22 protein-coding genes and 1 pseudogene are annotated in these 22931 nt (G+C 67.8%); 6 read left to right on the top strand and 17 right to left on the bottom strand.

From position 1 onward, the window contains the following. Positions 1–9 precede the first annotated feature (9 nt). The 11 genes and pseudogenes from AC1DW4_RS13730 to AC1DW4_RS13680 form a co-directional block, all read right to left on the bottom strand. On the bottom strand, positions 10–474 hold the full coding sequence (locus AC1DW4_RS13730) for a copper chaperone PCu(A)C (RefSeq protein ID WP_477017819.1): 465 nt from the start codon (positions 472–474) through the stop codon (positions 10–12). Between the two features lie 11 nt (positions 475–485). Next, positions 486–1844, bottom strand: a complete 1359-nt coding sequence (locus AC1DW4_RS13725) for a PepSY-associated TM helix domain-containing protein (protein WP_477017818.1) — start codon at positions 1842–1844, stop codon at positions 486–488. Further along, the gene (locus AC1DW4_RS13720) at positions 1844–3907 is read right to left on the bottom strand and encodes a TonB-dependent receptor family protein (RefSeq protein WP_477017817.1); all 2064 of its coding nucleotides are present in this window, start codon (positions 3905–3907) and stop codon (positions 1844–1846) included. Before AC1DW4_RS13720 ends, AC1DW4_RS13725 begins: the two co-directional genes overlap by 1 nt. 71 nt (positions 3908–3978) lie before the next feature. Continuing rightward, entirely contained in the window at positions 3979–4371 is a 393-nt protein-coding gene (locus AC1DW4_RS13715; RefSeq protein ID WP_477017816.1) for a DUF2946 family protein, read from the bottom strand. Between the two features lie 228 nt (positions 4372–4599). Further along, positions 4600–5214: an aminoacyl-tRNA hydrolase gene (gene pth, locus AC1DW4_RS13710; protein ID WP_477017815.1), complete on the bottom strand. Its 615-nt coding sequence runs from the start codon at positions 5212–5214 to the stop codon at positions 4600–4602. Positions 5215–5218: 4 nt separating this feature from the next. After that, the gene (locus AC1DW4_RS13705) at positions 5219–5548 is read right to left on the bottom strand and encodes a type II toxin-antitoxin system PemK/MazF family toxin (RefSeq protein WP_477017814.1); all 330 of its coding nucleotides are present in this window, start codon (positions 5546–5548) and stop codon (positions 5219–5221) included. Next, positions 5545–5775 carry an antitoxin MazE-like protein gene (locus AC1DW4_RS13700; protein WP_477017813.1) on the bottom strand — a complete coding sequence of 77 codons (231 nt, stop codon included), beginning with the start codon at positions 5773–5775 and terminating at the stop codon, positions 5545–5547. The genes AC1DW4_RS13705 and AC1DW4_RS13700 overlap by 4 nt, the downstream gene beginning before the upstream one ends. Positions 5776–6017: 242 nt before the next feature. After that, positions 6018–6584 (bottom strand): annotated as a pseudogene (locus AC1DW4_RS13695) (50S ribosomal protein L25/general stress protein Ctc); the annotation flags it as partial. A gap of 176 nt (positions 6585–6760) precedes the next feature. Continuing rightward, complete coding sequence (locus tag AC1DW4_RS13690) at positions 6761–7840, bottom strand: hypothetical protein (RefSeq protein ID WP_477017812.1); 1080 nt, start codon at positions 7838–7840, stop codon at positions 6761–6763. 101 nt (positions 7841–7941) lie between these two features. Beyond that, complete coding sequence (locus AC1DW4_RS13685; protein WP_477017811.1) at positions 7942–9180, bottom strand: hypothetical protein; 1239 nt, start codon at positions 9178–9180, stop codon at positions 7942–7944. Positions 9181–9247: 67 nt separating this feature from the next. Beyond that, positions 9248–10180 (bottom strand): ribose-phosphate pyrophosphokinase, encoded by a 933-nt coding sequence (locus AC1DW4_RS13680; RefSeq protein ID WP_477017810.1) that lies wholly within the window; start codon positions 10178–10180, stop codon positions 9248–9250. 256 nt (positions 10181–10436) lie between these two features. Between AC1DW4_RS13680 and AC1DW4_RS13675 the strand changes: the two genes are divergently transcribed. The 3 genes from AC1DW4_RS13675 (at position 10437) to AC1DW4_RS13665 (ending at position 13964) form a co-directional block, all read left to right on the top strand. Then, the gene (locus AC1DW4_RS13675) at positions 10437–11243 is read left to right on the top strand and encodes an outer membrane protein assembly factor BamD (RefSeq protein ID WP_477017873.1); all 807 of its coding nucleotides are present in this window, start codon (positions 10437–10439) and stop codon (positions 11241–11243) included. Between the two features lie 124 nt (positions 11244–11367). Beyond that, positions 11368–13068: a DNA repair protein RecN gene (gene recN, locus AC1DW4_RS13670; RefSeq protein WP_477017809.1), complete on the top strand. Its 1701-nt coding sequence runs from the start codon at positions 11368–11370 to the stop codon at positions 13066–13068. A 17-nt stretch (positions 13069–13085) separates the two neighbouring features. Next, complete coding sequence (locus AC1DW4_RS13665; protein WP_477017808.1) at positions 13086–13964, top strand: aldo/keto reductase family oxidoreductase; 879 nt, start codon at positions 13086–13088, stop codon at positions 13962–13964. A gap of 3 nt (positions 13965–13967) precedes the next feature. On the opposite strand, the gene AC1DW4_RS13660 is transcribed toward AC1DW4_RS13665, so the two are convergent. Beyond that, complete coding sequence (locus AC1DW4_RS13660) at positions 13968–15086, bottom strand: HlyD family secretion protein (RefSeq protein ID WP_477017807.1); 1119 nt, start codon at positions 15084–15086, stop codon at positions 13968–13970. After that, entirely contained in the window at positions 15083–15703 is a 621-nt protein-coding gene (locus tag AC1DW4_RS13655) for a TetR/AcrR family transcriptional regulator (RefSeq protein ID WP_477017806.1), read from the bottom strand. The genes AC1DW4_RS13660 and AC1DW4_RS13655 overlap by 4 nt, the downstream gene beginning before the upstream one ends. A gap of 79 nt (positions 15704–15782) precedes the next feature. Between AC1DW4_RS13655 and AC1DW4_RS13650 the strand changes: the two genes are divergently transcribed. Next, complete coding sequence (locus tag AC1DW4_RS13650) at positions 15783–17381, top strand: DHA2 family efflux MFS transporter permease subunit (RefSeq protein WP_477017805.1); 1599 nt, start codon at positions 15783–15785, stop codon at positions 17379–17381. Positions 17382–17492: 111 nt separating this feature from the next. On the opposite strand, the gene AC1DW4_RS13645 is transcribed toward AC1DW4_RS13650, so the two are convergent. From AC1DW4_RS13645 to AC1DW4_RS13630, 4 genes are all read right to left on the bottom strand, one after another. Continuing rightward, positions 17493–18401: a cobalamin biosynthesis protein CbiG gene (locus AC1DW4_RS13645; RefSeq protein ID WP_477017804.1), complete on the bottom strand. Its 909-nt coding sequence runs from the start codon at positions 18399–18401 to the stop codon at positions 17493–17495. Between the two features lie 88 nt (positions 18402–18489). After that, entirely contained in the window at positions 18490–19002 is a 513-nt protein-coding gene (locus tag AC1DW4_RS13640) for a hypothetical protein (RefSeq protein WP_477017803.1), read from the bottom strand. A gap of 31 nt (positions 19003–19033) precedes the next feature. Next, complete coding sequence (xth, locus tag AC1DW4_RS13635; RefSeq protein WP_477017802.1) at positions 19034–19828, bottom strand: exodeoxyribonuclease III; 795 nt, start codon at positions 19826–19828, stop codon at positions 19034–19036. Positions 19829–19885: 57 nt separating this feature from the next. Further along, the gene (locus AC1DW4_RS13630; RefSeq protein ID WP_477017801.1) at positions 19886–20860 is read right to left on the bottom strand and encodes a hypothetical protein; all 975 of its coding nucleotides are present in this window, start codon (positions 20858–20860) and stop codon (positions 19886–19888) included. A gap of 162 nt (positions 20861–21022) precedes the next feature. Between AC1DW4_RS13630 and AC1DW4_RS13625 the strand changes: the two genes are divergently transcribed. Both AC1DW4_RS13625 and AC1DW4_RS13620 read left to right on the top strand, forming a co-directional pair. After that, positions 21023–22117, top strand: coding sequence for an MBL fold metallo-hydrolase (locus AC1DW4_RS13625; RefSeq protein WP_477017800.1), 1095 nt, complete (start codon positions 21023–21025; stop codon positions 22115–22117). Continuing rightward, positions 22114–22890 (top strand): enoyl-CoA hydratase, encoded by a 777-nt coding sequence (locus AC1DW4_RS13620; RefSeq protein ID WP_477017799.1) that lies wholly within the window; start codon positions 22114–22116, stop codon positions 22888–22890. The genes AC1DW4_RS13625 and AC1DW4_RS13620 overlap by 4 nt, the downstream gene beginning before the upstream one ends. The last annotated feature ends 41 nt before the right edge of the window (positions 22891–22931 follow it).

Here is a 22931-nt window from a genome sequence, read left to right as displayed (position 1 = left end):
TCCGGTGGATCAGCCCGCGTCAGCAACGGTCGGCTGGCCGACCGAAGCGGTCACGGTCAGGTCCGGGGCCTTGGCAAAGGTCAGGGTGAGCTGGACGGTCTGACCCGCCACCAGAGGGTTTGACACGTCGTTCAGCATGATGTGGTTGCCGCCGGGCGTGAAGGCGAGCCGCTGGCCCGCCTGCATGGGCAGGCCGCCCTCCAACGGACGCATCATCATCATGTTGCTCTCCATCTTCGTCTCGTGGACGGAGGCGCGCGCGGCGGCCGGGCTCGTCACAGCCTCCAGCGTGTCTTCCGCAGGGGCCACAAGGGTCATGTAGCAGGCCGTGACCTTGCGGCCGTTGGCGGTCGGACGACAGACGGCATCGCTGGCCACGACGGGCGTGAGGGTGGCGTCGGTCGCCTTGCCGGTCTCGGCGTTGCCGCAAGACGCCATCAGGGGAAGGGCGGCTAGAAGGAACAGGCGTTTCATGATCGGGTCTTTCAGGAGGCGATGGGACGGGGCCGCGAGAGGGCCGAGACGAGGCGGTCGAGCACGACGGCCACGATGAGGCTGAGCCCGGTCAGGGGATACAGGATCGCCAGCGGCAGGACGATGGCCAGAACCGCGACCTTGGCGCGCGGACCGGGTGGGGCGACGGGGGCGGCGAGGTGCCCTTTGGGCCGTCGCTTCCACCACATGACGATCGCGCTGATGCCCAGCACCCAGATGGCGATGCAGCCGGCCAGCATCAGGTAGCGGTTGATCCAGCCGTACTGGGTCCCCTGATGGACGCCGATGCCCCATTCATAGGCTTTTGCGCCGATGCCGAACTGGTCGTAGCCGACGTCGGCACTGACCCCGCCGGTGGTGGCATCGATATAGAGGATACGATTGTCTTCCACCCGCTCGACGACGCGGGCGACGGTCCAGGCCAGGGCCGGGTCGGTCGGGATCGACACCGTGTAGGGGCGGGTCAGGCCCTGCGCCTCCGCCGTGGCGAGGACGGTGGACAGGCGGGAGGGGCCGGTGGCGTCCGGCGTCGGCATGACCATGCCCTCCATCGTCCAGCCCACACCGGTCGGCGCATTCATGTGTTCGGCATGCTCGAAGGCGGGGGAGGCGGCCGGGGGCCTGGGTCTGCCCAGACCGTGATCCTTCACATAGCCCATCACCTGATCGCCCCAGACGGCCGACCAGGGCATGCCCGTCACCGCCAGAAAGACGATGATGGCCCCGGCATAGAGGCCGGTCACGGCGTGCAGGTCGCGCCAGAAGGGGCGGCGGGGGGTGTCGGTCGTCTTGATGGTCGTGACGCCGACGCCTCGCCCGCGCGGCCACCACATGAAGATGCCGGTGGCGACCAGGATGATGGCCCAGCCGGCGACGATCTCGACGATCGCATTGGCCCATTTGCCCAGCAGGATCAGGCTGTGCAGACGCTTGATCGTCTCCATCACGCCGCCGAAGGGCGTGACGCCGATCAGGCGGGCGTCGTGCGGATCGACGAAGGCGGTGCGCTTGGAGCCGTCTGGCAGATTGACCGTAAGCCGGGCGGCCTGATCCGGTTTCGCCGGGACGAGTACACTGGCGACCTTGCCGCCGGTCCCGGCCTCGGCCGCCGCGACCCAGAGGTCTGGGGCGGCGACGGCTGCGCGGGGCTGAACATGCGACAGGCCGCGATAGGCCAGCCCGTCGATCTCGCCCTTGAACAGATACAGACCGCCGGTCAGAGCCATCAGCATCAGGAACGGCAGGATCAGCAGCCCGGCATAGAAATGCCAGCGCCACACGGTGCGATAGGCCTCCGACAGGAGGCCGGGAGCGGTGGCTGCCGCCCCCGTTTGTTGGGTCGTGGTCATCAGTAAGACATCCTGACGCCCATGAAGACCGACGTGCCCTCGCCCGGCCAGAAGACGGCGGTGGAGGCGACGCGCGCATCGGTCACGGCGCTGAAGTTGGAGACATAGCGCTCGTCGAACAGGTTCCGCGCATCGACGAAGATGTTGGTGCCGTTGTCCAGCTTCCAGCCGAGCCCCAGGTTCACGACGGTGTAGCCGGGGGCCTTCAGCCTATTGGCGTAGTCGACCCAGGTGTCGGACGGCGTCGTCTCCACCGACGGGGCGACGAACCAGCCCGCGGGATGGTCGTACCGAAGCTCGGCCCGATACAGATGCGGCGGGACCAGCGGCAGGTCGTTGTCGCCATAGGCCTTGTCCCCCTCGAAGAAGAAGTCCGAGTAGGCGTAGGTCTGGCGCAATCTCCAACCGGGGGCGAAGCGCCAGTCGAGGCCAGCCTCAATGCCCTGGTGGACCGTGGGTCCGGCGTTGAAGGTCGCGGCGGGAATGCCGAGGCCCGGGTTGACGACGAAGGTCAGCAGCTCGTTCTTCAGCTCGGCGCGATAGACGGCGACGTCCCAGGAGAACTGGGCGCTGCGGCCGCGAATCCCGGCTTCATAGGTCCAGGCCTCCTGCGCCTTGATGTCGGCGAAACCGCCGATCGTGGGGGTCAGGGAGCCGAAGTTGGGCGGCTCGATCGAGCGGGTGATGTTGGCATAGGCCTGGGCGCCGGATTCGCCTTCCCACAGCAGGCCCACGCGCGGGGCGAACCACTCGTAGTCCTTGCCGGTGGTCAGGTCGAAGGTGGTGGCCACACTCGGCAGGGCGAAGTTCTGATAGTCGCGCTCCGCCCGGCCCCAGGTGCCGCCGGCGACCAGGGCGAGGTGGTTGGTGACGAACAGGCGGCCTTCACCGAAGACGTCGAGCGCCTTCGCGTTCTGGCGCGCGTTGGCGGTGCGGGCTCCGCGCGATCCACGCACGTTGACGAACTGCTGGGCGTCCAGGTCGCCCACCCGGTACCAGGCCCCACCGAAGGCATCGGCACGCAGGCCGAACAGCCGCCCCTCCCAGTCCAGGCGGCCGAAAGCTCCATAGTTGCGGCTCTGCTGATCGACGATCTGGAAGATCGGGTGGTCGAGGTCCTTCCAGGTGCCATAGACCGCGCCTTCGAACAGCAGATCCGGCGACAACCGCCACTTTGTCGACAGGGTGGTGCGGACCGAGGCGTAGTCACGCTGGTAGTCGTTGGCGACGTTGGCGGCCGCAGGCGTGATGGGCGTGTTCAGGGCATCCGACAGGGTCAGCGATCCCGGAATCTGCTGGTGAATATAGGTCCCCTGGACAATTAGCCGGGCCTCGCGGTCCTCGCCGAAGGTGCGGCCGATGTTGGCGGTGATGTATTGCTGCTGACCGTCCGAGTGCTGACGCCAGCCCTCGGCGACCGCGCCGGTGACGCCGATGAAGGCGTCCCAGTCGCCGCGCACGCCGCCGACCTCGGCATGCAGTCGGCCGGTGCGCCACGATCCGAAATCGGCGCGGACGCTCGCGGTCTCGCCCGAGGTTCGGCCGTTCGGCGTGACGAGGTTGACGGCACCGCCCAGCAGGGAGCCGCCGAAGCGGAGCGCATTGCCGCCCTTGTAGACCTCGGTGAAGCGGGCCAGCAGGGGATCGACCATCTGCACGTCGCCGAACCCGTCGGCCTCGTTGAAGGGGATGCCGTCCTGGGACACGAACAGGCCGCGCAGGTGGTTGGCGTTGCCGATGCCCGAGCCGCGGATCGAGATGCGAACGTCGCCGCCCCATTTCTTTTCCGCATAGACCCCGGGCACGTCGCGCAGGACGTCGGCCAGGTTGGGCGCGTACCGGCTTTCCAGGCTCTCGGCCGAAACGACGGCGACGGCCCCCGGGGTGCGCGACAGGCGACGGCGCGCCTCGGCCACCACGGGCGGGTCCTCGGGGTTGGGAGCACCGGTGACGATGACTTCGCCGAGATCGATGGCGGGACCGGTCGGGGCGGTCTGGGCAAGCGTGGGGCCGGCCAACAGGCACAGCAGGGCAGCTGGAGCCGCTGAAGCGATAAGTCGCATGAAGGGATTGTCCTGAAAAACGCAACGGAACGCCCGCGCAGCAAGCGGCGGGCGGGCTTAAGGGCGTGCGATCAGGCGTGGGGTGGCGCGGTGGACGGCGGCCGGGGCGGGGCGCGGGCCGGGGGCGGCACGGCTTGGCTGCGCGTGACGAAGCGCGAGGCGGGATAGGTGGTGGCGGTGGGGGCCGGTTGAACCACCGGAGGCGTGGGCAGATCGGCGACGACGGCCATGACGCAGGCCGAGCATTTGACCCCGCCCATGCCTTTGCTCGGGCCCTGCTGACCGTCCACGCCGATGGAGATGATCTGGGGTCCCTCGGCCGAGCAGATCACCAGCGGATGCCCCGGCGTCGAGGCCGCGTAGGCCGCGTAGGGCAGCAGGCTTCCGAACACGATCGCGAACGTCGCGGCCAGGAAGGCCAGCGAGCGGATGGTCGACCAGGATTCGGCCTGCGGACGGGTCACGTCGCGGCGATAGCGGATGGAGTGGCCGATGGGAAGCGCGGCCCTGTCTCCTCCCTGTTCGCCGCTTGGCGAATGGGGCTGCGGGCGGCTCGTATACGAACCGTCCTCGGGCACGGAGCAAAGCGGAGTGACGGCGGGGTTCTGAGCGGTGGCAAGAACCCCTCCGTCAGCTCGCAAAGGGCTCGCTGCCACCTCCCCATCCTTCGGGCAGGGAGGAGACGTGTCGAGCTATTCGCCCTTCGCGGCTTGCGCCGCCTGGCGCGGGCTGAATTTGGGCGCAGGGGCCAGGCGCAGGACCTCGCCCTGATAGCGCTCGTCATCGCCGGCGAGCGCGAAGGGCAAGGCGTCGGCGCAGGCGTTCAGCAGGGCCTCCAGCCACGGCTGCTCGGCCTTGTGGAAGTCGCCCAGCACATGCGGCATGACCAGATGCGCCTCGCCCGGATGGCCGACGCCCATGCGCGCGCGTCGGAAGTCCGGACCCAGCTGCGAGATCAGGCTGCGGATGCCGTTCTGGCCGGCCGCACCGCCGCCCTTCTTCATGCGGAACCGGCCGGGGGCCAGGTCGATCTCGTCATGGAAGACGATCACGTCGGCGGGGGCGATCTTGTAGAAGCGCGCGGCCTCCCCGACCGCATTGCCGGAGTTGTTCATGAAGGTCTGGGGCTTCATCAGCAGGACCTTGGTGCCTTCGACCTCGCCCTCGCGGATGACCGACTGGAACTTGGCGCGCTCCGGCCCGAACCGCCAGCGACGCGCGATCTCGTCGGCGGCCATGAAGCCGATGTTGTGGCGATTGTTGTGATATTTGGGCCCCGGATTGCCCAGGCCGGCGATGATGATCATGGGTTCAATCCGTCAAGCCAAGAACAATCATCAAACAGGCATCCACGAACGCCTGCTCCGCCTCATCGACCCTGCCGATGACGCTATTGCACCTAGAGGCGGGTACGGCCTGCAACTTGTCCGTCATCACGAGAGACGGGCTGCGCAGGCCATTTTTCAGGGTCGGAGGTAGTTCGAGTCTGTGCGGCGCTCGATATTCCAGATCGCTTGTGATGGGGCAGACGATGACGGCCTCCGACCCCTCGAGAGCATCGCTCTGAACGACGAGCGCAGGTCGTGGCCTTCCACCGTATGCGCCGGGCAAGGCGACCGTGACGATGTCGCCGCGCCTCATTCGTAGGGCGGCCAGGTTTCCTCTGAAGCCGCATCCAAGAAGGCACGAAGATCTCGGGCCTCCTGGCTCTGCATCATGCGTTCCCGCTCAAATGCGGCCTTCATGCCTTCGCGAAAACCCGGAGCATCCGGATCGAGCGTCCAGATACGCACCTGCTTCAGGCCCGCCGCCTTCTTGCGCTCGCGGTAGGCCTTGTACTTGTTGGGCTTGGGCGTGTGGACGTTCATGACGACCAGGGTAGCGCGCCACCGGTCCGCTGGCAAACAGGGCAAACAAAAGCCCGCCGGGCCGGAGCCGGGCGGGCTGAAGTTCAGTGGTGATCCGAAGATCAGTCTTCAGTCTTCTCGCCTTCAGCCTCGGCGTCTTCGTCGCCCTGTTCCGTGGCGGGCACGTCGCCGGCCTCGATGGCGGCGGCTTCGGCCTCGGCCTGTTCCTCGGCGATGGCTTCCTCGATCTGGTCGGCGGCGATGGCGGCCGACGAGACCTTGATGGAGCCGATCACGAAGTCACGCTCGGTGATGGTGGCCTCGACGTCCGATGGGACCTTGACGTCCGACCAGCGCAGGGTGTCGCCCAGCTTGTGGCCGGCCAGATCGACGACCAGATCTTCGGGGATGTGGTTGGCGGGAACCATGATCTCGACCGAGTGACGGACGATCTCCAGCGTGCCGCCCTGACGGAAGGCCTTGCACTGGTCTTCGTTGATGAAGTGGATCGGCACCTCGATCTTGATGACCTGCTTTTCGTCGACGCGCATCAGGTCGAAGTGCAGGGGACGGTCCGACACGGGGTCGAACTGAACATCCTTGGCGATGACCGGCTGGCTTTCGTCGCCGTACTTCAGCGTGACGAGGTGGCCCAGCAGCTTGCCGGTGTACAGGTTCTTGCGGAAGTCCTTCTCGTTGACCGAGATGGCGACCGGGGCCTTGCCACCGCCGTACAGGATGCCCGGAACCGCGCCGGAGCGACGGGCGGCGCGCGCGCCGCCGGTGCCGGTGTTCTCGCGGACGTCCACGTTCAGAATGATCTCGGCCATCTGGCTCGCCTCAACAACAAAAACGCCTGCGCCAACATTGCGGCCCGCGCGGCGGGGTCATGGACCCTCGAATTCAAGAGCGCGGGTCATTACACGCAAGCGCCGGCATGCGCAACCGCGTCCGCGAGACGAAACGCGCTCCAGCGGCCCGCGACCGCGTCCAGGCGTCAGCGCCCCTACCTGGTCGCGGGCTGGGTTGCGACGATAGAGGCCGTGGCCGCCTCCTGGGCGACGCCGGCCACGGGGGTGACGGAGGCCGTCGCCGTGTCGGAGACGGGCGTCACGACAGGCACGGTCGCCTGGGTGGTGCAGGTCGCCAGGTCGCGCACGATGTGGCGGCCGACGCAGAACATGTCCTCATAACTGGGGCGCGAAGCGGCCAGGCACTGGAACAGATTCAGCTTGGACATATCCAGACAGAACTGGGCGTTCGATTCGATCGACAAAGCCTCGGTATTCGCGCGCGCATCGTCGCCGGCGGCCCCGAGAGCGGCCAGGGCGGCGATGGCCAGGGAATGTACGACGGCCGGGGTGTAGGGAGGGGCATTGGTCGCGGGAGCCAGGTTCAGGCCGGATCCGCTGTTGGCCGCCGCGAACAGGCGCGCGGAATCTTCGGCGGAGGGCAGCATCTGGCCCGCGGAGATCGTCTTGGCGGTTTCCAGTCGGGCGGCGCGGTCGGGGATCGGCACCGTGGCCCAGCGGCGGCGGGGGTCGTTGCGTTCCTGGATCGTATAGGCGTCGCCCTCGACGGCGTCGGCGATGGTCGTCAGGGCGGTGATGTCCTGGCCCAGGGTAGCGATGATCAGTCCGGCCGCGACGTCGGCACCGGGCAGACCGGCGGCGTAGGCGGGATCGCGGATGATATTGGCGACGACATCGGCGCGGGTCGCGGGATCGACCGCATAGGTGCGGACCCCGGCCACGAACTCTGGTGACTGCAGCGCTAGGATCGAGCCGTAGGCGATCATCCCGCGCGACAGGGTGGCGGGATCATAGGCCGCGCCCTTGTGCATGGCGTTCTGGATCGACTCGGCGTCGGGGAAACCGGCTTGAATGGTGCCGACGTCGCGAATGAAGGCCACATAGATCGAGGCAGCCTGGGCCACACCTTCGTTCAGGGTGACCGGAGGCGGCGGCGGGGGAGGCGCTTCCACCACGACGACGGGTTCGGGCGCCGGCGTGCTGCAGGCGGCGAGGACGGCTGTGGTGGCGGCCACCACGACCGCCAACGCGCGACGTGAAAGAACCAGACGCATGGATAGTCCCCCGGATACGGATACTGAGGCGCTCTCCCAGCGCCGAGCGTTCTATATCGCGTTGTCGAGGGTTTTCCGACCGTTAATCCCGCAGGGCGAGTTCACGGTTGTGGCGCCGGGGGCGCGGCGTTCAAACGCTGAGTCTGGCTCGCGCCAGGGGCGAGCGAAGGGTTCGGCGTGATCGTCGGCGCAGGCGGCGTGACCGGCGTCACGGTCGCGGGCGTTTCGGGCGGAAGCGAGAAGGCCGGCTCCGTCGGGGGTCCCAGTGGCACCGTTCGGATGGCCGGCGCCGTGGACGTGGCGCGGCTCTGCGTCGGGGCGCCGACGGTGATCTGGGCGGCGGGCTGGCTGGTGCCGCTGGCGCAGGTCGCCAGATCCCGAACAATGTGGCGGCCCAGGCAGAATTCGACCTCATAGCTGGGGCGCGAGGCCGCCAGACATTGGAACAGGTTCAGCTTGGAGCTGGCGAAACAGTCCTGGCTGGCGCGGTCGTATTGCAGGGCGTCGGTGTTCGAGACCGCGTTCTCGCCCGCGCCATCCAGCACCGCGAGCGCCGCCAGGGCCAGGGCGCTCGATACGGCGGGCGGATAGGGGGGCTGGCGCAGGCGCGGGGTCGAGACGCCCAGGCCGGACCCGGAATAGGCCGCGGCCGAAAGCCGGGCGGCGTCGCCGGCGTCAGCCAGCATTCGCCGGGCCGACAGATCCTTGACGCCCTGGATGCGCGTCTCCCGATCCGGTACCGGCAGGCGCGCCCATGAGGCACGGCCATCGGCCTGGATGGCATAGGCGTCGTTCTCGATGGAGTCGGCCGCGACGCGCAGGGCGGCGATGTCGGCATCCAGCACGCCCATGATCAGGCCGGCTGCGGAATCGGCTCCGGTCAGGGTGGAGGCGTAGGTAGGATCGGCGACGATCCGGGCGACCGTCTGGTTCCTGGTCTCCCGGTCCATTCCGTATTGGCGCACGCTGGTGACGAACTCAGGCGACTGCAGTGCCAGGATCGAGGCATAGGCGACCAGCCCGCGCGAGATCTGGTCCGGCTGATAGGCGGCACCGCGCTGCATGGCGGCCAGAATGGCTTCCGAGCTCTCGAAGCCGCCGCGCAGGGTCGCCATGTCACGGGTGAAGCCCAGATAGATGGCCGCCGACTGGATGACGCTGTTGTTCAGGGCGATGGGTTTGGGTTGGGCGGCGAGAGCAGCCGCGGCGGCTACTTCGGCTGCGACACGCGTCGCTTCCGCTTCCTCGGCGGCCTTGTTGGACGCGCAGGACGACAGGGTGGCGGCAATCGCCAAGGCCGCCAGGGCCGACGCCCCACGGCTCGAAAACAGTGCCATCATGATCCTCCGCAGCGACCCCTGCCGGACCCAATAGCAGGCTCTCGGCGGTTTTGAGGCAAACCCGCAATCAGTCGAAGAGTTTCGACACCGATTCTTCGTTGGCGATCCGACGGATAGCCTCGCCGATCAGGGGCGCGACGGGCACGGTGCGGATCTTGGCGCAGGACGTGACCTCGAACGGCTGTTCGATCGAATCGGTGATGACAAGCTCCTTCAGGGGGCCATCGGTCACGCGCTGGACGGCCGGGCCGGACAACACGCCGTGGCTGATGTAGGCCGAAACGCTGGTGGCACCCGCCTCCATCAGCGCCTTGGCCGCGTTGACCAGGGTGCCGCCCGAATCGACGATGTCGTCGAACAGGATGCATTCGCGGCCCGAAACGTCGCCGATAATGTTCATGACTTCGCTCTCGCCCGCGCGCGGTCGTCGCTTATCGACGATAGCCAGGTCGACGTTCAGGCGCTCGGCAAGCGACCGGGCCCGGACCACACCGCCGACGTCGGGCGAGACGATCATGAGATTGCCGCGCTGGTAGTTTTCCTTCACGTCCAGGGCCAGCACGGGCGTGGCCACCAGATTGTCCGTCGGGATGTCGAAAAATCCCTGAATCTGACCGGCGTGCAGATCCATGGTCAGGACACGGTCGGCACCCGCGCGCGTGATCATGTTGGCGACAAGCTTGGCCGAAATCGGCGTGCGACCGCCGGTTTTCCGGTCCTGACGGGCATAGCCGAAATAGGGCATGACCGCCGTGATCCGTCGCGCCGAGGCCCGAACCAGGGCGTCGATGCAGATCAGAAGCTCCATCAGGTTGTCGTTGGCGGGATAGGAGGTCGACTGGATGACGAAGACATCCTCGCCCCTCACGTTCTCCTCGATGACGGCGAAGACCTCGTTGTCGGCGAACCGCTTCACCTGGGCCTTTGTCAGGGGCATGTCCAGATGATCGGCGATGGCCTGGGACAGCGTCCGGTTCGAGTTGCCTGCGAGCAGCTTCATCCGGTCATCCTTTCGCCGTCATCGGATCGCCAATGAAGCGCGTTCCGTCTCGCGCGCTCTTTAGCAGCGCACCGGGCCGTAGCAAGCGGTCATCGCGTCCACCGGGATGCATGGCGCGGCTCGCCGGGGGGTGATAGGGAACGCGGTCTTGATTTCCGGATGACCAGATCGGTCGTACGGGTGGCGTGTGAAGAGGTTCGTCTTGCCGACTTTCTCCCGGTCTTCGTCCGCCCTGCGACGCGGCGGCCTGATCCTGATGGCCGCGGCCGTCACGCTGACGCTCGCGTCCTGCAATGGTGCCGCCAACCGGCCTCGGCTGGCCTATGAGGAACGCCCGGTCGAGCTGCTGTACAACACCGGCTACACGCGCCTTCAGTCGCATCGATGGTCGGACGCGATCGACTATTTCCAGGAGGTCGAGCGTCAGCACCCGTATTCGGAATGGTCGCGCCGCGCGATCCTGATGCAGGTCTACGCATACTACCAGAACGGTGATTACGAGGAATCGATCGCGGCGTCGGACCGGTTCATCTCGCTGTTTCCGGGCAGCCCGTCGGCAGCCTACGCCTTCTACATGCGGGCCACCTGCCACTTCGAGCAGATCGTCGACGTGGGTCGCGATCAGGCGCAGGCGCAGCAGGCCCTGGATGGTCTGAAGGATGTCGCACGGCGTTATCCGGGTTCGTCCTATGCCACCGATGCCACGGTCAAGATCGACATGGTCAACGACCAGCTGGCGGGCAAGGAGATGTCCATCGGCCGCTATTATCAGCGTGCCAACCAGCCGCTGGCCGCGATCGGTCGTTACAAGTCGGTGATCGATAACGAAGCCTATCAGCGCACCTCGCACACGCCAGAAGCCCTGTACCGGCTGGTCGAGGTCTATCTGAGCCTGGGTCTGAAGGACGAGGCGGAGCGGAACGGATCGGTGCTCGGCTACAACTATCCCGGCAGCCCCTGGTACGCCGAGGCCTACGGCCTGCTGACCGAACAGGGCCAGCAGCCGGGCGCGGCACCGACCGGCGCGCGGGAGAGCTGGTTGCAGCGGATCATTCCGGGCTGAAGCGGTTTCCGTGGCGCTTTCGCTCGACGCGCGGCATCGGCCTGCTTGAGTGCGTCGTTCGCGTCCTGTTCTGGGCTAGACTGACCGCGATGCCGAATCGACCTCGCCCCATGCTGACCGCGCCATGCTGACCACCCTGTCGATCCGCGACGTAGTGCTGGTCGACGCCCTCGATCTGGACGTTCAGGACGGCCTGACCGTGCTGACCGGCGAGACGGGCGCGGGCAAGTCGATCATCCTGGATGCCCTGGGTCTGGCGCTGGGCGGGCGAGGCGAGGCGGGGCTGGTCAGGTCGGGGGCCAAACAGGCCGTGGCCACCGCCGTGTTTACCGCGCCGGACGACGCCGACCTGATCGCCCTGATCCAGGACAAGGGGTTCGACGTGACGCCGGGTGAGGACCTGATCCTGCGCCGCGTCCTGTCCGCCGACGGCCGCAGCCGGGCCTATGTCAACGATCAGCCGGCCGGGGTCGCGGCGCTCCGCGAGATTGGCGCGCGTCTGGTCGAGGTGCACGGCCAGCACGAGACGGTCGGCCTGCTGGACTGGAAGACCCATCGCGGCCTGCTCGACGCCTACGGCGGTCTGGCGCCGCAACTGGGCGGCGTCGCGGCGGCATCCGATCGGCTGAAGGCGGCCGAGGCGAAGCTGGAAGGCCTGCGCGCCGCCGCCGCCGATGCCGCCGCCCGTGCCGAAGAGATCACCCTGAACCTGGCCGACCTCGATGACCTCGATCCGCGCGAGGATGAGGAGACCGAGCTGGCGGGCGAACGCGCGGTGCTGGGCGCGGCGGAAAAGGCCGTCGCCGACCTGGCCGACGCGCGCACCAACCTGGGTGGCGACAAGCTCAGTCAGCGGCTGTCGGCCGCCTTGCGTGCCGTCGAGCATGCCCGGCAGCGGGCGACACAGGCTGGGGTCGAGGCCGACCATCCGGTGCTGGTGCGTCTGACGTCCGCCGCCGAGGCCATCGATCGCACCATGGTGGAGGCCGCCGAGGCCATCGCCGAGGTCGATGCCGCGGCCAACGCCTTCGACTTCGAACCCGGCCGGCTGGACAAGGCCGAGGAGCGGCTGTTCGCCCTGCGGGCCGCCGCTCGGAAACTGAACACGACTGTCCACGCCCTGCCGGCCCTGCGTCTGTCGCTCCGCGAGCAACTGCGGCTGATCGAGGACGGGGCAGAGGCGATGACGGCCGCCGCACGCGAGGCGGCCGTGGCGCGCGAGCATTATGACGTGGCGGCTTCGCTTCTGAGTTCCGGGCGGGAGGCCGCCGCCGACCGTCTGGCCCGCGCGGTGATGGAGGAGCTGGGTCCGCTGAAGCTGGACCGCGCGCGCTTCCGCGTCGCGCTGGAGCCGGTGGCCGAGGGTCGCCGCGGGCCGCTGGGCGTCGAGACGGCACGGTTCGAGATCGCCACCAACGCCGGGACGCCTTTCGGGCCGCTGGACGCCATCGCGTCTGGCGGCGAACTGGCCCGTTTCGCCCTGGCCATGAAGGCGGCTCTGGCCGGGCGCGAGGATCAGCGTCAGCCAGTGATGATCTTCGACGAGGTCGACCAGGGCGTCGGCGGCGCCGTGGCGGAGGCCGTGGGCCAGCGTCTGAAACGCCTCTCGACCGGTGCCCAGGTCCTGGTCGTCACCCACAGCCCCCAGGTCGCCGCGCGCGGACACGCCCACTGGAAGGTGCGCAAGGCCGATGCCGCCGGTGTCACGACGACGACGGTCGACACGCTGGACGCTGAGGCTCGGCGAGAAGAAATCGCACGGATGCTGGCCGGGGCAGTCATCACCGAAGAGGCCCGCGCGGCCGCTCGCGCGTTGATCGGCTGAAAACAAGGGACATCACCATGACCGACATCAACGCGGCCGGTACCTATCGACTGGGCGACCGGACGGTGAAGCGCATCGGCTATGGCGCGATGCAGCTGGCGGGGCCGGGCGTATTCGGACCGCCGAAGGATCCCGACGCCGCGCTGGCGGTGCTGCGCGAGGCGGTGGCCAGCGGCGTCGATCATATCGACACCAGTGACTTCTATGGCCCCCACGTCACCAACCGGATCATCCGCGAGGCCCTGCATCCCTATGCGGACGATCTGGTCATCGTGACGAAGATCGGCGCGCGGAGAGGCGAGGACGCGTCCTGGAACCCGGCCATGTCGGCCGATGATCTGGCGGCCGCCGTTCGGGACAATCTGCGCCACCTGGGTCGCGAGCAGATGGACGTCGTCAACCTGCGCATCATGGGCAATCCGAACGGCCACGGCACCAGCGAGGGATCGATCGAGGCACCTTTGACCGCGCTGGCGGAGCTGAAAGCCCAGGGGCTGGTGCGACACATCGGGCTGAGCAACGTCACTGCAACCCAGGTGGCGCAGGGGCGAGGGATTACCGACATCGTCTGCGTTCAGAACGAGTACAATCTGGCCCACCGAGAGGACGACGCCCTGATCGATGCTCTCGCCGCCGACAACATCGCCTATGTGCCGTTCTTCCCGTTGGGCGGCTTCAGCCCGCTACAGTCAGAAGCCCTGTCGCAGGTGGCCGACAGCGTCGGGGCCAGTCCGCTGCAGGTCGCCCTGGCCTGGCTGCTGCAACGCTCGCCCAACATCCTGCTGATCCCCGGCACATCGTCGGTGGCGCATCTGCGCGAGAACCTGGCCGTCGCCGACCTTCGCTTGCCGGAGGATGCGGTCTCGAAACTCGATCAGATCGGCTCAGGACAGTAAGGCTCACTCGCGCAACCGGACCGTCACCGTGGTCGACAGGCCGGAGCGCAGACGGGTGAGCGTGGGCTGGCCGGGATCGAGGCGAATCCGGACCGGCACGCGCTGCACGACCTTGGTGAAGTTGCCGGTTCCCGGCTCGAACGGCAGCAGGGCGAAGGACGATCCGGACCCAGGGGCGAAACTGTCGACGACACCGTGCAGACGCGTGCCGGGCAGGGCGTCGACCTCGATCTCGACCGGCTGACCTACGCGCATGCGGCCGGTCTGCGTTTCCTTGAAGTTGGCGGTGACATAAAGGCCCGTGGACGGCACCAGGGTCAGCAGTCGGGTGCCGGCCTGGACATAGTCGCCAGGCTCGGCCTGACGATTGGCGACGACTCCGTCGATCGGGGCACGCACGATGGTGTTGGCCTGATCCTGCAGCGCCAGGTCCAGCGCGGCCTGTGCCCGGGCTACGGAAGCCTCCGCGCGGAGCAGACCCGCATCCAGCACGTCGCGACGGGCGCTGACGACGCTGGCCTGATTTCGGGTCACGTCCAGATCGGCGCGGGTCTTGTCGGCATTGGATTGCGTGCTGACGGCGGCGGCGCGGCGCTCCTCGGCATCGCGGCGCGCCACGGTGCCGGACGCCAGAAGGTCGTCGTAGCGATTACGGTCGGCCTGGGCCCGCACGTTCTGAGCATCCGCAGCCGCGATCGAGGTCCGGGCCGAGCGGATGGCGGCGGCGGCCAGAGCCTCGTCCGCGCCCAGGGACACAAGCGCCGCGCGGGCGGCCAGTACCTCGGCCTGGGCATCCTGCAACTCAGCCTGCGCCGCCGCCACGCGGGCGTCGAACTCCTCGGGGTCGATGCGGACCAGCGGGTCGCCGCGCCGGACGCTTTGGTTGTGGGCGACCAGCACCTGGGCGATCTGCCCGCGCACGCGGGGGGCCACGGACGAGGCGTCGGCCTGAACATAGGCCGCTTCGGTGGTGACGGTGTTGCGGGGCATCAGGATGAAGCCAGCCCCCGCCACCACCACGAGGATGGCCCCGCTGACCATCAACAGCGTGCGTTTCGAGAACGGCAGGCGCGATTTGCGCCCTTGCGTAACATCGGCGGCATCAGGCGTCGTGGCGGTCATTGGACGGTTCCGGCCGGATCGGCGGGGAGACCGAGGCGGCGTTTCAGGGCAGTGCGGGAGGCCGCCAGGACGCCGTCGGACTGTTCGGTCGGTCCCATGGCGCGCGCCAGCGACAGGGCCCCGACGATTTCGGAAACCACCGAGCGGGCGGTGAGCACCGCCTCGTCGCTTGCCAGCCCGGGGTTCGCCGCCTCGATCATCGGCCGCATCAGCCCGGCAAGCCGGTCAGCCGTCAGGGCGTAGACCTGACGCATGCGGGGCTCCAGCCGGGTCATATCCGTCACCAGGATCGGCAGTGGGCACAGGAAGGTCCCGGAATCGCGATGATCGGGCGACAGATACAGATCGAGATAGCTCGCCAGAGCCATGGTGGGGGCCAGTCCATCGGTGACGCGCAGAAACCGGGCCTTGGCTCCGACAAGCATGTCCTCGATCGCGGCATCGATCAGGGCGTCGCGCGAGGCGAAGTGAGCATAGAACCCGCCGTGCGTCAGGCCGGCGTCCTTCATCACCGCCGCGACGCCCAGATTGGCCAGGCCGTCGCGGCGGATCGCCTGCTTGGCGACCGTCAGCACCCGCTCGCGGGTCCGCGTCTTGTGGTCGGCATCGTAGCGCATGGCCTTGCGGGCCTCCTTTATATGATGCATGTAATCCTATGACGGGCGGTCTGGCAAGGGCGGCCCCGGGATCGATTGCATGACCGACATCACGGCAGAGGGTTCAACCGCACACGCCGCGCCGAACCCCGTCGGTCTGCCGACCGCAACAAAGTTCCTGATCTTCGGCGTGATGGCGTTCGGTCAATTCATGGCGCTGATCGACATCCAGATCGTCGCGGCATCGCTGAACGACGTGCAAGCCGGCCTGTCGGCGGGGCCGGACGAGATCAGCTGGATCCAGACCGGCTATCTGATCGCGGAGCTGATCATGATCCCGTTCGCCGCCTTCCTGGCGCAGGCCCTGTCGACGCGGTGGCTGTTCGCCCTGTCCGCCGGGCTGTTCACCCTGGCCAGCGCGCTGTGCGGCCTGGCCTGGGACATCGAATCCATGATCGTGTTTCGGGTCATCCAGGGCTTCGTCGGCGGGGCCATGATCCCGACCGTGTTCGCCACCGGCTTCGCCCTGTTCGAGGGCAAGCAGCGGGCGATGATCCCGGCGATCCTGGGCATGGTGTCGGTCCTGGCCCCGACGCTTGGCCCGACGGTCGGCGGCTGGATCACCGAAGCGGCCGGGTGGCGGTGGATCTTCTATGTCAACATCGTCCCGGGCGCGTTGGTGACGATCCTGGCGCTTCGCCTGATCCGGGTGGACCTGCCAAACCTGTCGATGCTGAAGACCATCGACTATTCGCATCTGGCCGCCATGGCCGTGTTCCTGGGCGGTTTGGAATATGTGCTGGAGGAAGGGCCAAGAAGCGACTGGTTCCAAAACACCCATATCGCCATCGCCGCCTGGGCCTCGCTGGTCGGGTTCGTCCTGTTTCTGGAGCGGTCGTTCAACTCGGGCGGGCCGATCGTTCGCCTGACGCCATTCAAAAAGCCGACGTTCGTCTTCGCCTGTGTGTTCAACCTGACCATCGGTTTCGGCATCTATGCCGCCACCTATCTGATCCCGGTCTTCCTGGGCCGGGTGCGGGGCTACAACGCGCTCGAGATCGGCACGACGGTCGTCGTCACGGGCTGTGCGCAGCTGTTCAGTGTCATCATCGCCGCGCGCGCGTCGCAGAGCATCGACCAGCGGATAATCATTGCCGTCGGCCTGACGCTGTTCGCCGCCAGCCTGTATCTGACGTCGTTCCTGACGCCGGAATGGGGGTTCGCGAACTTCCTGTGGCCCCAGGTGCTGCGGGGCTTCTCGATCATGCTGTGCATCGTGCCCAGCGTTCAGTTCGCTTTGGCCGGTTTCGCCGGGCCGGACCTGCGCTATGCCTCGGGACTGTTCAACCTGATGCGGAACCTGGGCGGGGCGGTCGGGATCGCCATGGTCAACACCTGGCTGGGAGACAACGCGCGTCTGCACGCCCAGCGGTTCGGGGAGGCGATCGGTCAGCCGACCGGCGCGGCCTCGGAGCTGATCGCCCAACTGGCCGCCCAGATCGGCCGCACCACCACCGACGCGGCCCAGGCCATGCTGATGGCGCAGGGAGAACTGGCCAGGGTCGTGGCGCGCCAGTCGCTGACGCTGGCGTTCAATGACGTCTTCCGCCTGATGGCGTGGATCTTCCTGATCGCCCTGCTGATGGTCCCGTTCTGTCGCCCGCCTTCGAACGCCGCCCCGGTCGTCAACGACCACTGATCCGCACAGGAACCCGCCATGTCGTTACCGTGTCGGGCATGGTCTATGACGTCGCGACCGGGAAGGTCGAGGTGGTCGTCGCCCCGGCCGCGTTGCGCGCGGACTGACCGATCAGACGCCCAGGATCCAGCCTTCCTCGTCCTCAACCTGGGCGATCAGGGCATCGTCGGTGCCCGTCTTGGGACCAAAGGCTTTCGACAGCTCGCCGCGCTCGTCCATCAGGGCCAGGGATTCGGCCGTGGTGCGGACCTGGGCCTGGTCCTTGAATTCTCCGGCAGCGACGGTCGTGGGCCACATGGAGGGCCAGACTTCGGCGACGAGGACGCTCAGGGGCTCGACGTCGGCGGGCTCCAGCGGGCACCAGCCGGTGCCGAAGGGCCAGACGGCGGAGGAAGAGCCCAGGCTTTCCAGCAGGCGACGCACCATGGGGATGCCGACCAGGGTCTGGCCACCGACGGCGCCCGCGCCATGCATCTGCCAGTTCGACTTGGGCTGCAGCTTGCCGCCCTTGATGGCCAGTTCCGTTGCCCGGTATTCGGGGATATCCACGCCAGAGCCGACCGGGGGTTTGGTCGTGGTCAGCCAGCGCTGGGCCTGCTTGGCCGGCGCGCCCCAGAAGGGCCAGGCCTCATCCGTCATCAGCCGGTTCATCTTGGCGGCGATCTGGTAGCGGTTATTGGTGTTGTCGGCCTTGTCGACGATGTTCGTCGCGATGAACTTCCACAGGGCGGACCAGGCCGGCGTGTCCTTCAGACCCAGCCGCTGGGCGGTGCCGGCCGGGTAGCCCAGCGAGAAGTCGAAGCCCAGCAGCACGCGATCACCGCGCTTGGCGTGGTCGGCGAGGATCGAGCGGATCATCGCCTCGCCCTCGGCCCGCGTCGCGACGTTGTGGGTCTCGGTGTACAGGCGGAAGCGGACGTCGCGCTTGGCCACGCCGATCCAGACCGAGTTCTCGCCCAGCTTCTTGCCTTCGGCGGCGGTCCAGTCGGCGATGACATAGGCGTCGAAAAGGCGGGCCACTGGGGGCTCCTTCGGGGAAATACGCGAAACGGGAGAAAGCGGAGGGGGTCGTTTAGTCCTTCCCCCGGCCAGGGGAAACCCCGAAGACCTACTTCAGAAGGGCTTCCAGATGGGACAGCCAGCGGCGGCCCAGGCGCATGGCCTCGGGCGGGGAGCCGGTATGGCCGGGCGACATGGCGTTCCACAGGGCCAGTTCGAACTCCGGATAGCGGGCATCGGCGAACAGCAGGCGCAGGGTGACCTGTTCGGCGTCGGGGGCCATGACGTCCAGGGCCTTGCGCGCCTCGCCCCGGCGCACGCGAGCGACGACGTGGCCGTCGACGATCAGCTCTCCGCCCTCGACCTCGTCGAAGGCATAGACCAGGCCATGGCCACCGCGATCCCAAAGGACCGCGACCTGACCGCCGTCGAAATCCAGACCGGCGCCGCGGCCCTCGGATGCCGAGATGGCCTCGACCTCGGGCAGGGCACCCAGCGACTTCAGCATGGCGCGGCGCAGGCGGCGCTCGGGCTCCATCCACCAGTTGAGGCTCAGGGCGGCGGTGGTCAGGGCGGCGGCGGCAAGCGCGACCAGCAAGATGACGCGCAGGGCTTCAGACATCCAGGGCCTCAGACATCCCGGGCCTGGTCCATCAGTCGGCCAGTTCGACGACGACCGGGACGTGGTCGGACGGCTTTTCCATATCGCGGGCGTCGCGATGGGTCTCGACGCCGACGAACCGGTCCGCGGCCTGGGGCGACAGCAGGTGGAAGTCGATGCGAATGCCGTGATCGCGCTGCCAGGCTCCGGCCTGATAGTCCCAGAAGGTGTAGGTGCCGGGCGGTTGTTGGCCCAGTTCGCCCGCCTCATACAGGCCCAGGCCCTTCAGGGCGCGGAAGGCGGCGCGGCTTTCGGGCTGGAACAGCGCGTCGGTGGTCCAGGCGGCGGGGTTCTTGGCGTCGTCCGGCGTCGGGATCACATTATAGTCGCCGCACAGGGTGAAGGCCTCTTCCTGAGCCAGCAGGTCACGGGCGTGAGCGTTCAGACGGGCCATCCAGCGCAGCTTGAACTCGAACTTCTCCGTGCCGATCGGATTGCCGTTGGGTAGGTACAGGCCGCCGACGCGGACCGGCCGGGGGGCCTCGATCAGCGCTTCGATATAGCGAGACTGGTCATCAAGCCCTTCGGCCAGCAGGTCCGAGCCGGGCAGGCCACGCCGGACGTCGGAGACCGGATATTTCGAGAGCAGCGCCACGCCGTTGTACGACTTCTGGCCGTGGACCTCGACGTTGTAGCCCAGGCTCTCGAAGGCCTCGCGCGGGAACTTTTCATCGACGGTCTTGATCTCCTGGAAGCAGACGACGTCGGGGTTCGCCGCCTCCAGCCAAGCCAGGACGGTCGGCAGGCGGGCGTTGACGGAGTTGACGTTCCAGGTGGCGATACGCATCGCCGGAACGGTAAGCAGCGTCGCCCCCTCGAGCAAGCGCTCGAGGGGGCGTTCGGCTTATTGCGCGGCGGGCGGAGCCGCAGCTTCGGGCACGATCGTCAACTTGCAGCCGCCGCCGATCCGCTGGGCCACTTCACAGGCGTAGACCTGCTGCACGGCATAGGCGGTGTCGAAGCGCACAATGATGCCTTTGCCGTCAGAGCATTTGGCTTCGTAGAAGCTGCCGTTGGCATTGGCTCCCATATAGCGGGCCTCGGTCGGCTCGCAGGCGGCCGCATCGGCGTCGCCGGCGAAGCGGCCCTTGAGCGTGGCGACCTGTTCGGCGGCCGTCGAGAAGCGGCAGCGACCGTTCTGGCCCACGACCTCGAGGCATTCGGTCTTCTTCCAGCCCAGGGGCGTGCGTTCGAGCCAGTAGCCGTCGGTCCCGTTGCAGCCGACTTCATAGATCAGGTTGCCCGCGCTGGAGCGGCCGATCGAGCTGCCTTGATCCGGCGTGCAGGCGACGCCAGCTTCGGTGGCGTAGGCGCTGACGACGCGCAGGACATCCAGGTTGACCGGGTTGACGCACTGGGTGCCGACGTCGGCGGCGGGATCGCGGGCGCGCTCGATCTCGGCCTGGCCGGCCAGCAGGATGCAGTCGGCGGCGACCGGCGGGGTGGAGGAGATGAAGACGAAGCCCGGGCCAGTGGCACAGACGGCCTCGTACAGCTTTTCTTGAGCGGGGGTCACGCCGCGCAGCTCGGCCGAAGTCACCTGACAGGGCGTGCTGGTGGCTGTCGCCAGGGCCTGGGCGGCGGCGAGGTTCTCGGCCGCGGTGGGCGGCGGCGGGTTCGCGCGATTCCGGGCCTGGCGTTCCTGACGCGCGTTGCGATCGACGACGTCGTTGGCGGCCGAGCCTTCAGTCAGCGGGTTCGCTGTGCTGGGAGTGCCCGGAATATTGCTGCCGGTCGTCTGGGCACTGGCCGACAACGGCGCGAGGCCGGTCAGCATGATGGCGGCGCCAAGCGCCGCTAGGATGGAGGATTTGAACACGTACTGGCTCCTGGACCGCATTTCCCTGTGGGCAAAGCCTTGGCGGGGCACCGGGACAAGGTCAAGACCGGGATGCGGCGGAGTTTCGGCTTGCCTTCTTGGAACGCTGGACGGAACCGCGCGCCTCTGGCTATGTTCGGCGCGTTGCGATTGGAGACGGACTTGGCCGACGGCGTGATCACGAACGAGGGCGAGACCGAGACCCTGGGCACCGGCCTGCGTGGCCTGACCTATCCGCTTGGCGATCCACCTCGACCCGGTGAAGCCCTCCAGGCCGCGCCGGGGGTGCTGTGGATGCGGTTGCCCCTGCCGATGGCGCTGAACCATATCAACGTCTATGCGATCGAGGACGGAGACGGGTGGGTCATCGTCGATACCGGCATCCAGACGCCGGACAGTATCGAGGCTTGGGAGGCGGCGCTGGCCGGGCCGCTGGGTGGTCGACCGGTGACGCGGGTCATCGGGACCCATATGCATCCCGATCACATCGGTCTGGCCGGCTGGCTGTGCGCGCGGTTCGACGCGCCGCTCCTGATGTCGCAGCTGGAGTATGTGACCGCCCGCATGCTGACGGCCGACACCGGCCCGGCCCCCGAAGACGGCGTGCGGTTCTTCAGGGCGGCCGGGTGGTCGGAGGACCAGCTGGATCGCTATCGTCAGACCTATGGCCGGTTCGCCAAAGGGGTGGCCCCCTTGCCGGCCGGGTATCGTCGCCTGAGCGCCGGCGACACCGTGTCGATCGGCGGGCAGGACTGGTCGATCGTGGTCGGCAATGGACACAGCCCCGAGCACGTCTGTCTGTGGCGACGATCCGACGATGTCCTCATCGCGGGGGATCAGATCCTGCCGCGCATCTCGTCCAACATCTCGGTCTGGCCGACGGAGCCGCTGGCCGATCCGCTGTCCGACTGGCTAAGTTCGCTGGATCGGCTGGGCGACCTGCTGCCTGCAGAGACCCTGGTTTTGCCGGGCCACGGCGAACCCTTCACCGGGGTCCTGCCCCGCATCGAGGCGCTGAAGCGCGGTCATGCCGTGTCGCTGAAGAGGCTGGCGCGAACGTTGCGGACGCCCAGCCGGGCCATCGACGTCTTCGCATCCCTGTTCGCGCGTCCGGTCGGCGACGGCCTGCTGGGCATGGCGACCGGCGAGGCGATCGCGCACCTCAATCACCTGGAGGCGCAGGGCAAGGCCCGACGCGACCGCGACGCGGACGGCGTCGACTGGTGGACCACTCTCGAAACGGAGCCTGCACAATGAGCGACCTGATCCAGACCGCGTTGGCCGACGGCGTCCTGAGCGTCACCCTGAACCGGCCGGAAAAGAAGAACGCCATCACCCAGGCCATGTACGCCGCCCTGGCCCACGCAACGCAGCGAGCCCGGACCGACGACGCCGTGCGGGTCCTGCTGTTCCGGGCTGAGGGCGACAGCTTCTCGGCCGGCAACGACATCGCCGACTTCATCGCTATCGGCTCGTCGGGCGGCGGTCAGGTGGTCGATGCGCCGGTGTTCCATTTCCTGAAGTCTCTGGCCGAGCTCGACAAGCCTGCCGTCGCGGCCGTTCGCGGACGGGCTGTAGGCATCGGCCTGACGCTGCTGCTTCACTGCGACATGGTGGTGGTGGCCGAGGATGCCCTGCTGTCGGTGCCCTTCATCAACCTGGCCCTGGCGCCCGAGGCCGCGTCCTCGATGCTGCTGCCCATGGTGATCGGCCATCAAAGGGCCTTCGAGATGTTCGCCCTGGGCGAGCCGATCGACGGGCGAACGGCCCTGGCCTGGGGCATCGCGAGCCGCGCGGTGCCCGCCGCCGACGTCGATGCGACCGCAGCCGGGATCGCTGCCAAGCTGGCCACGCGCGCGCCCAACTCGATCCGCAAGACCAAGCGTCTGATGCGCGATGCCGAGGCCCTGTGGTCGCTGATGTTGCGCGAAGGCGAGGCGTTCGGCTCACAGATGTCGAGCCCCGAGGCCATGGAGGCCTTCATGGCGTTCAGCCAAAAGCGCGCTCCGGACTTCTCGAAGGCGAGTTGAACCGCATCCCGTGACGGGTGCGAGGTTGAACCGATGGGCCA

It is taken from the genome of Brevundimonas sp. P2_A6, from assembly GCF_056404975.1.
This window is presented reverse-complemented; position numbering and strand designations above follow the sequence as displayed.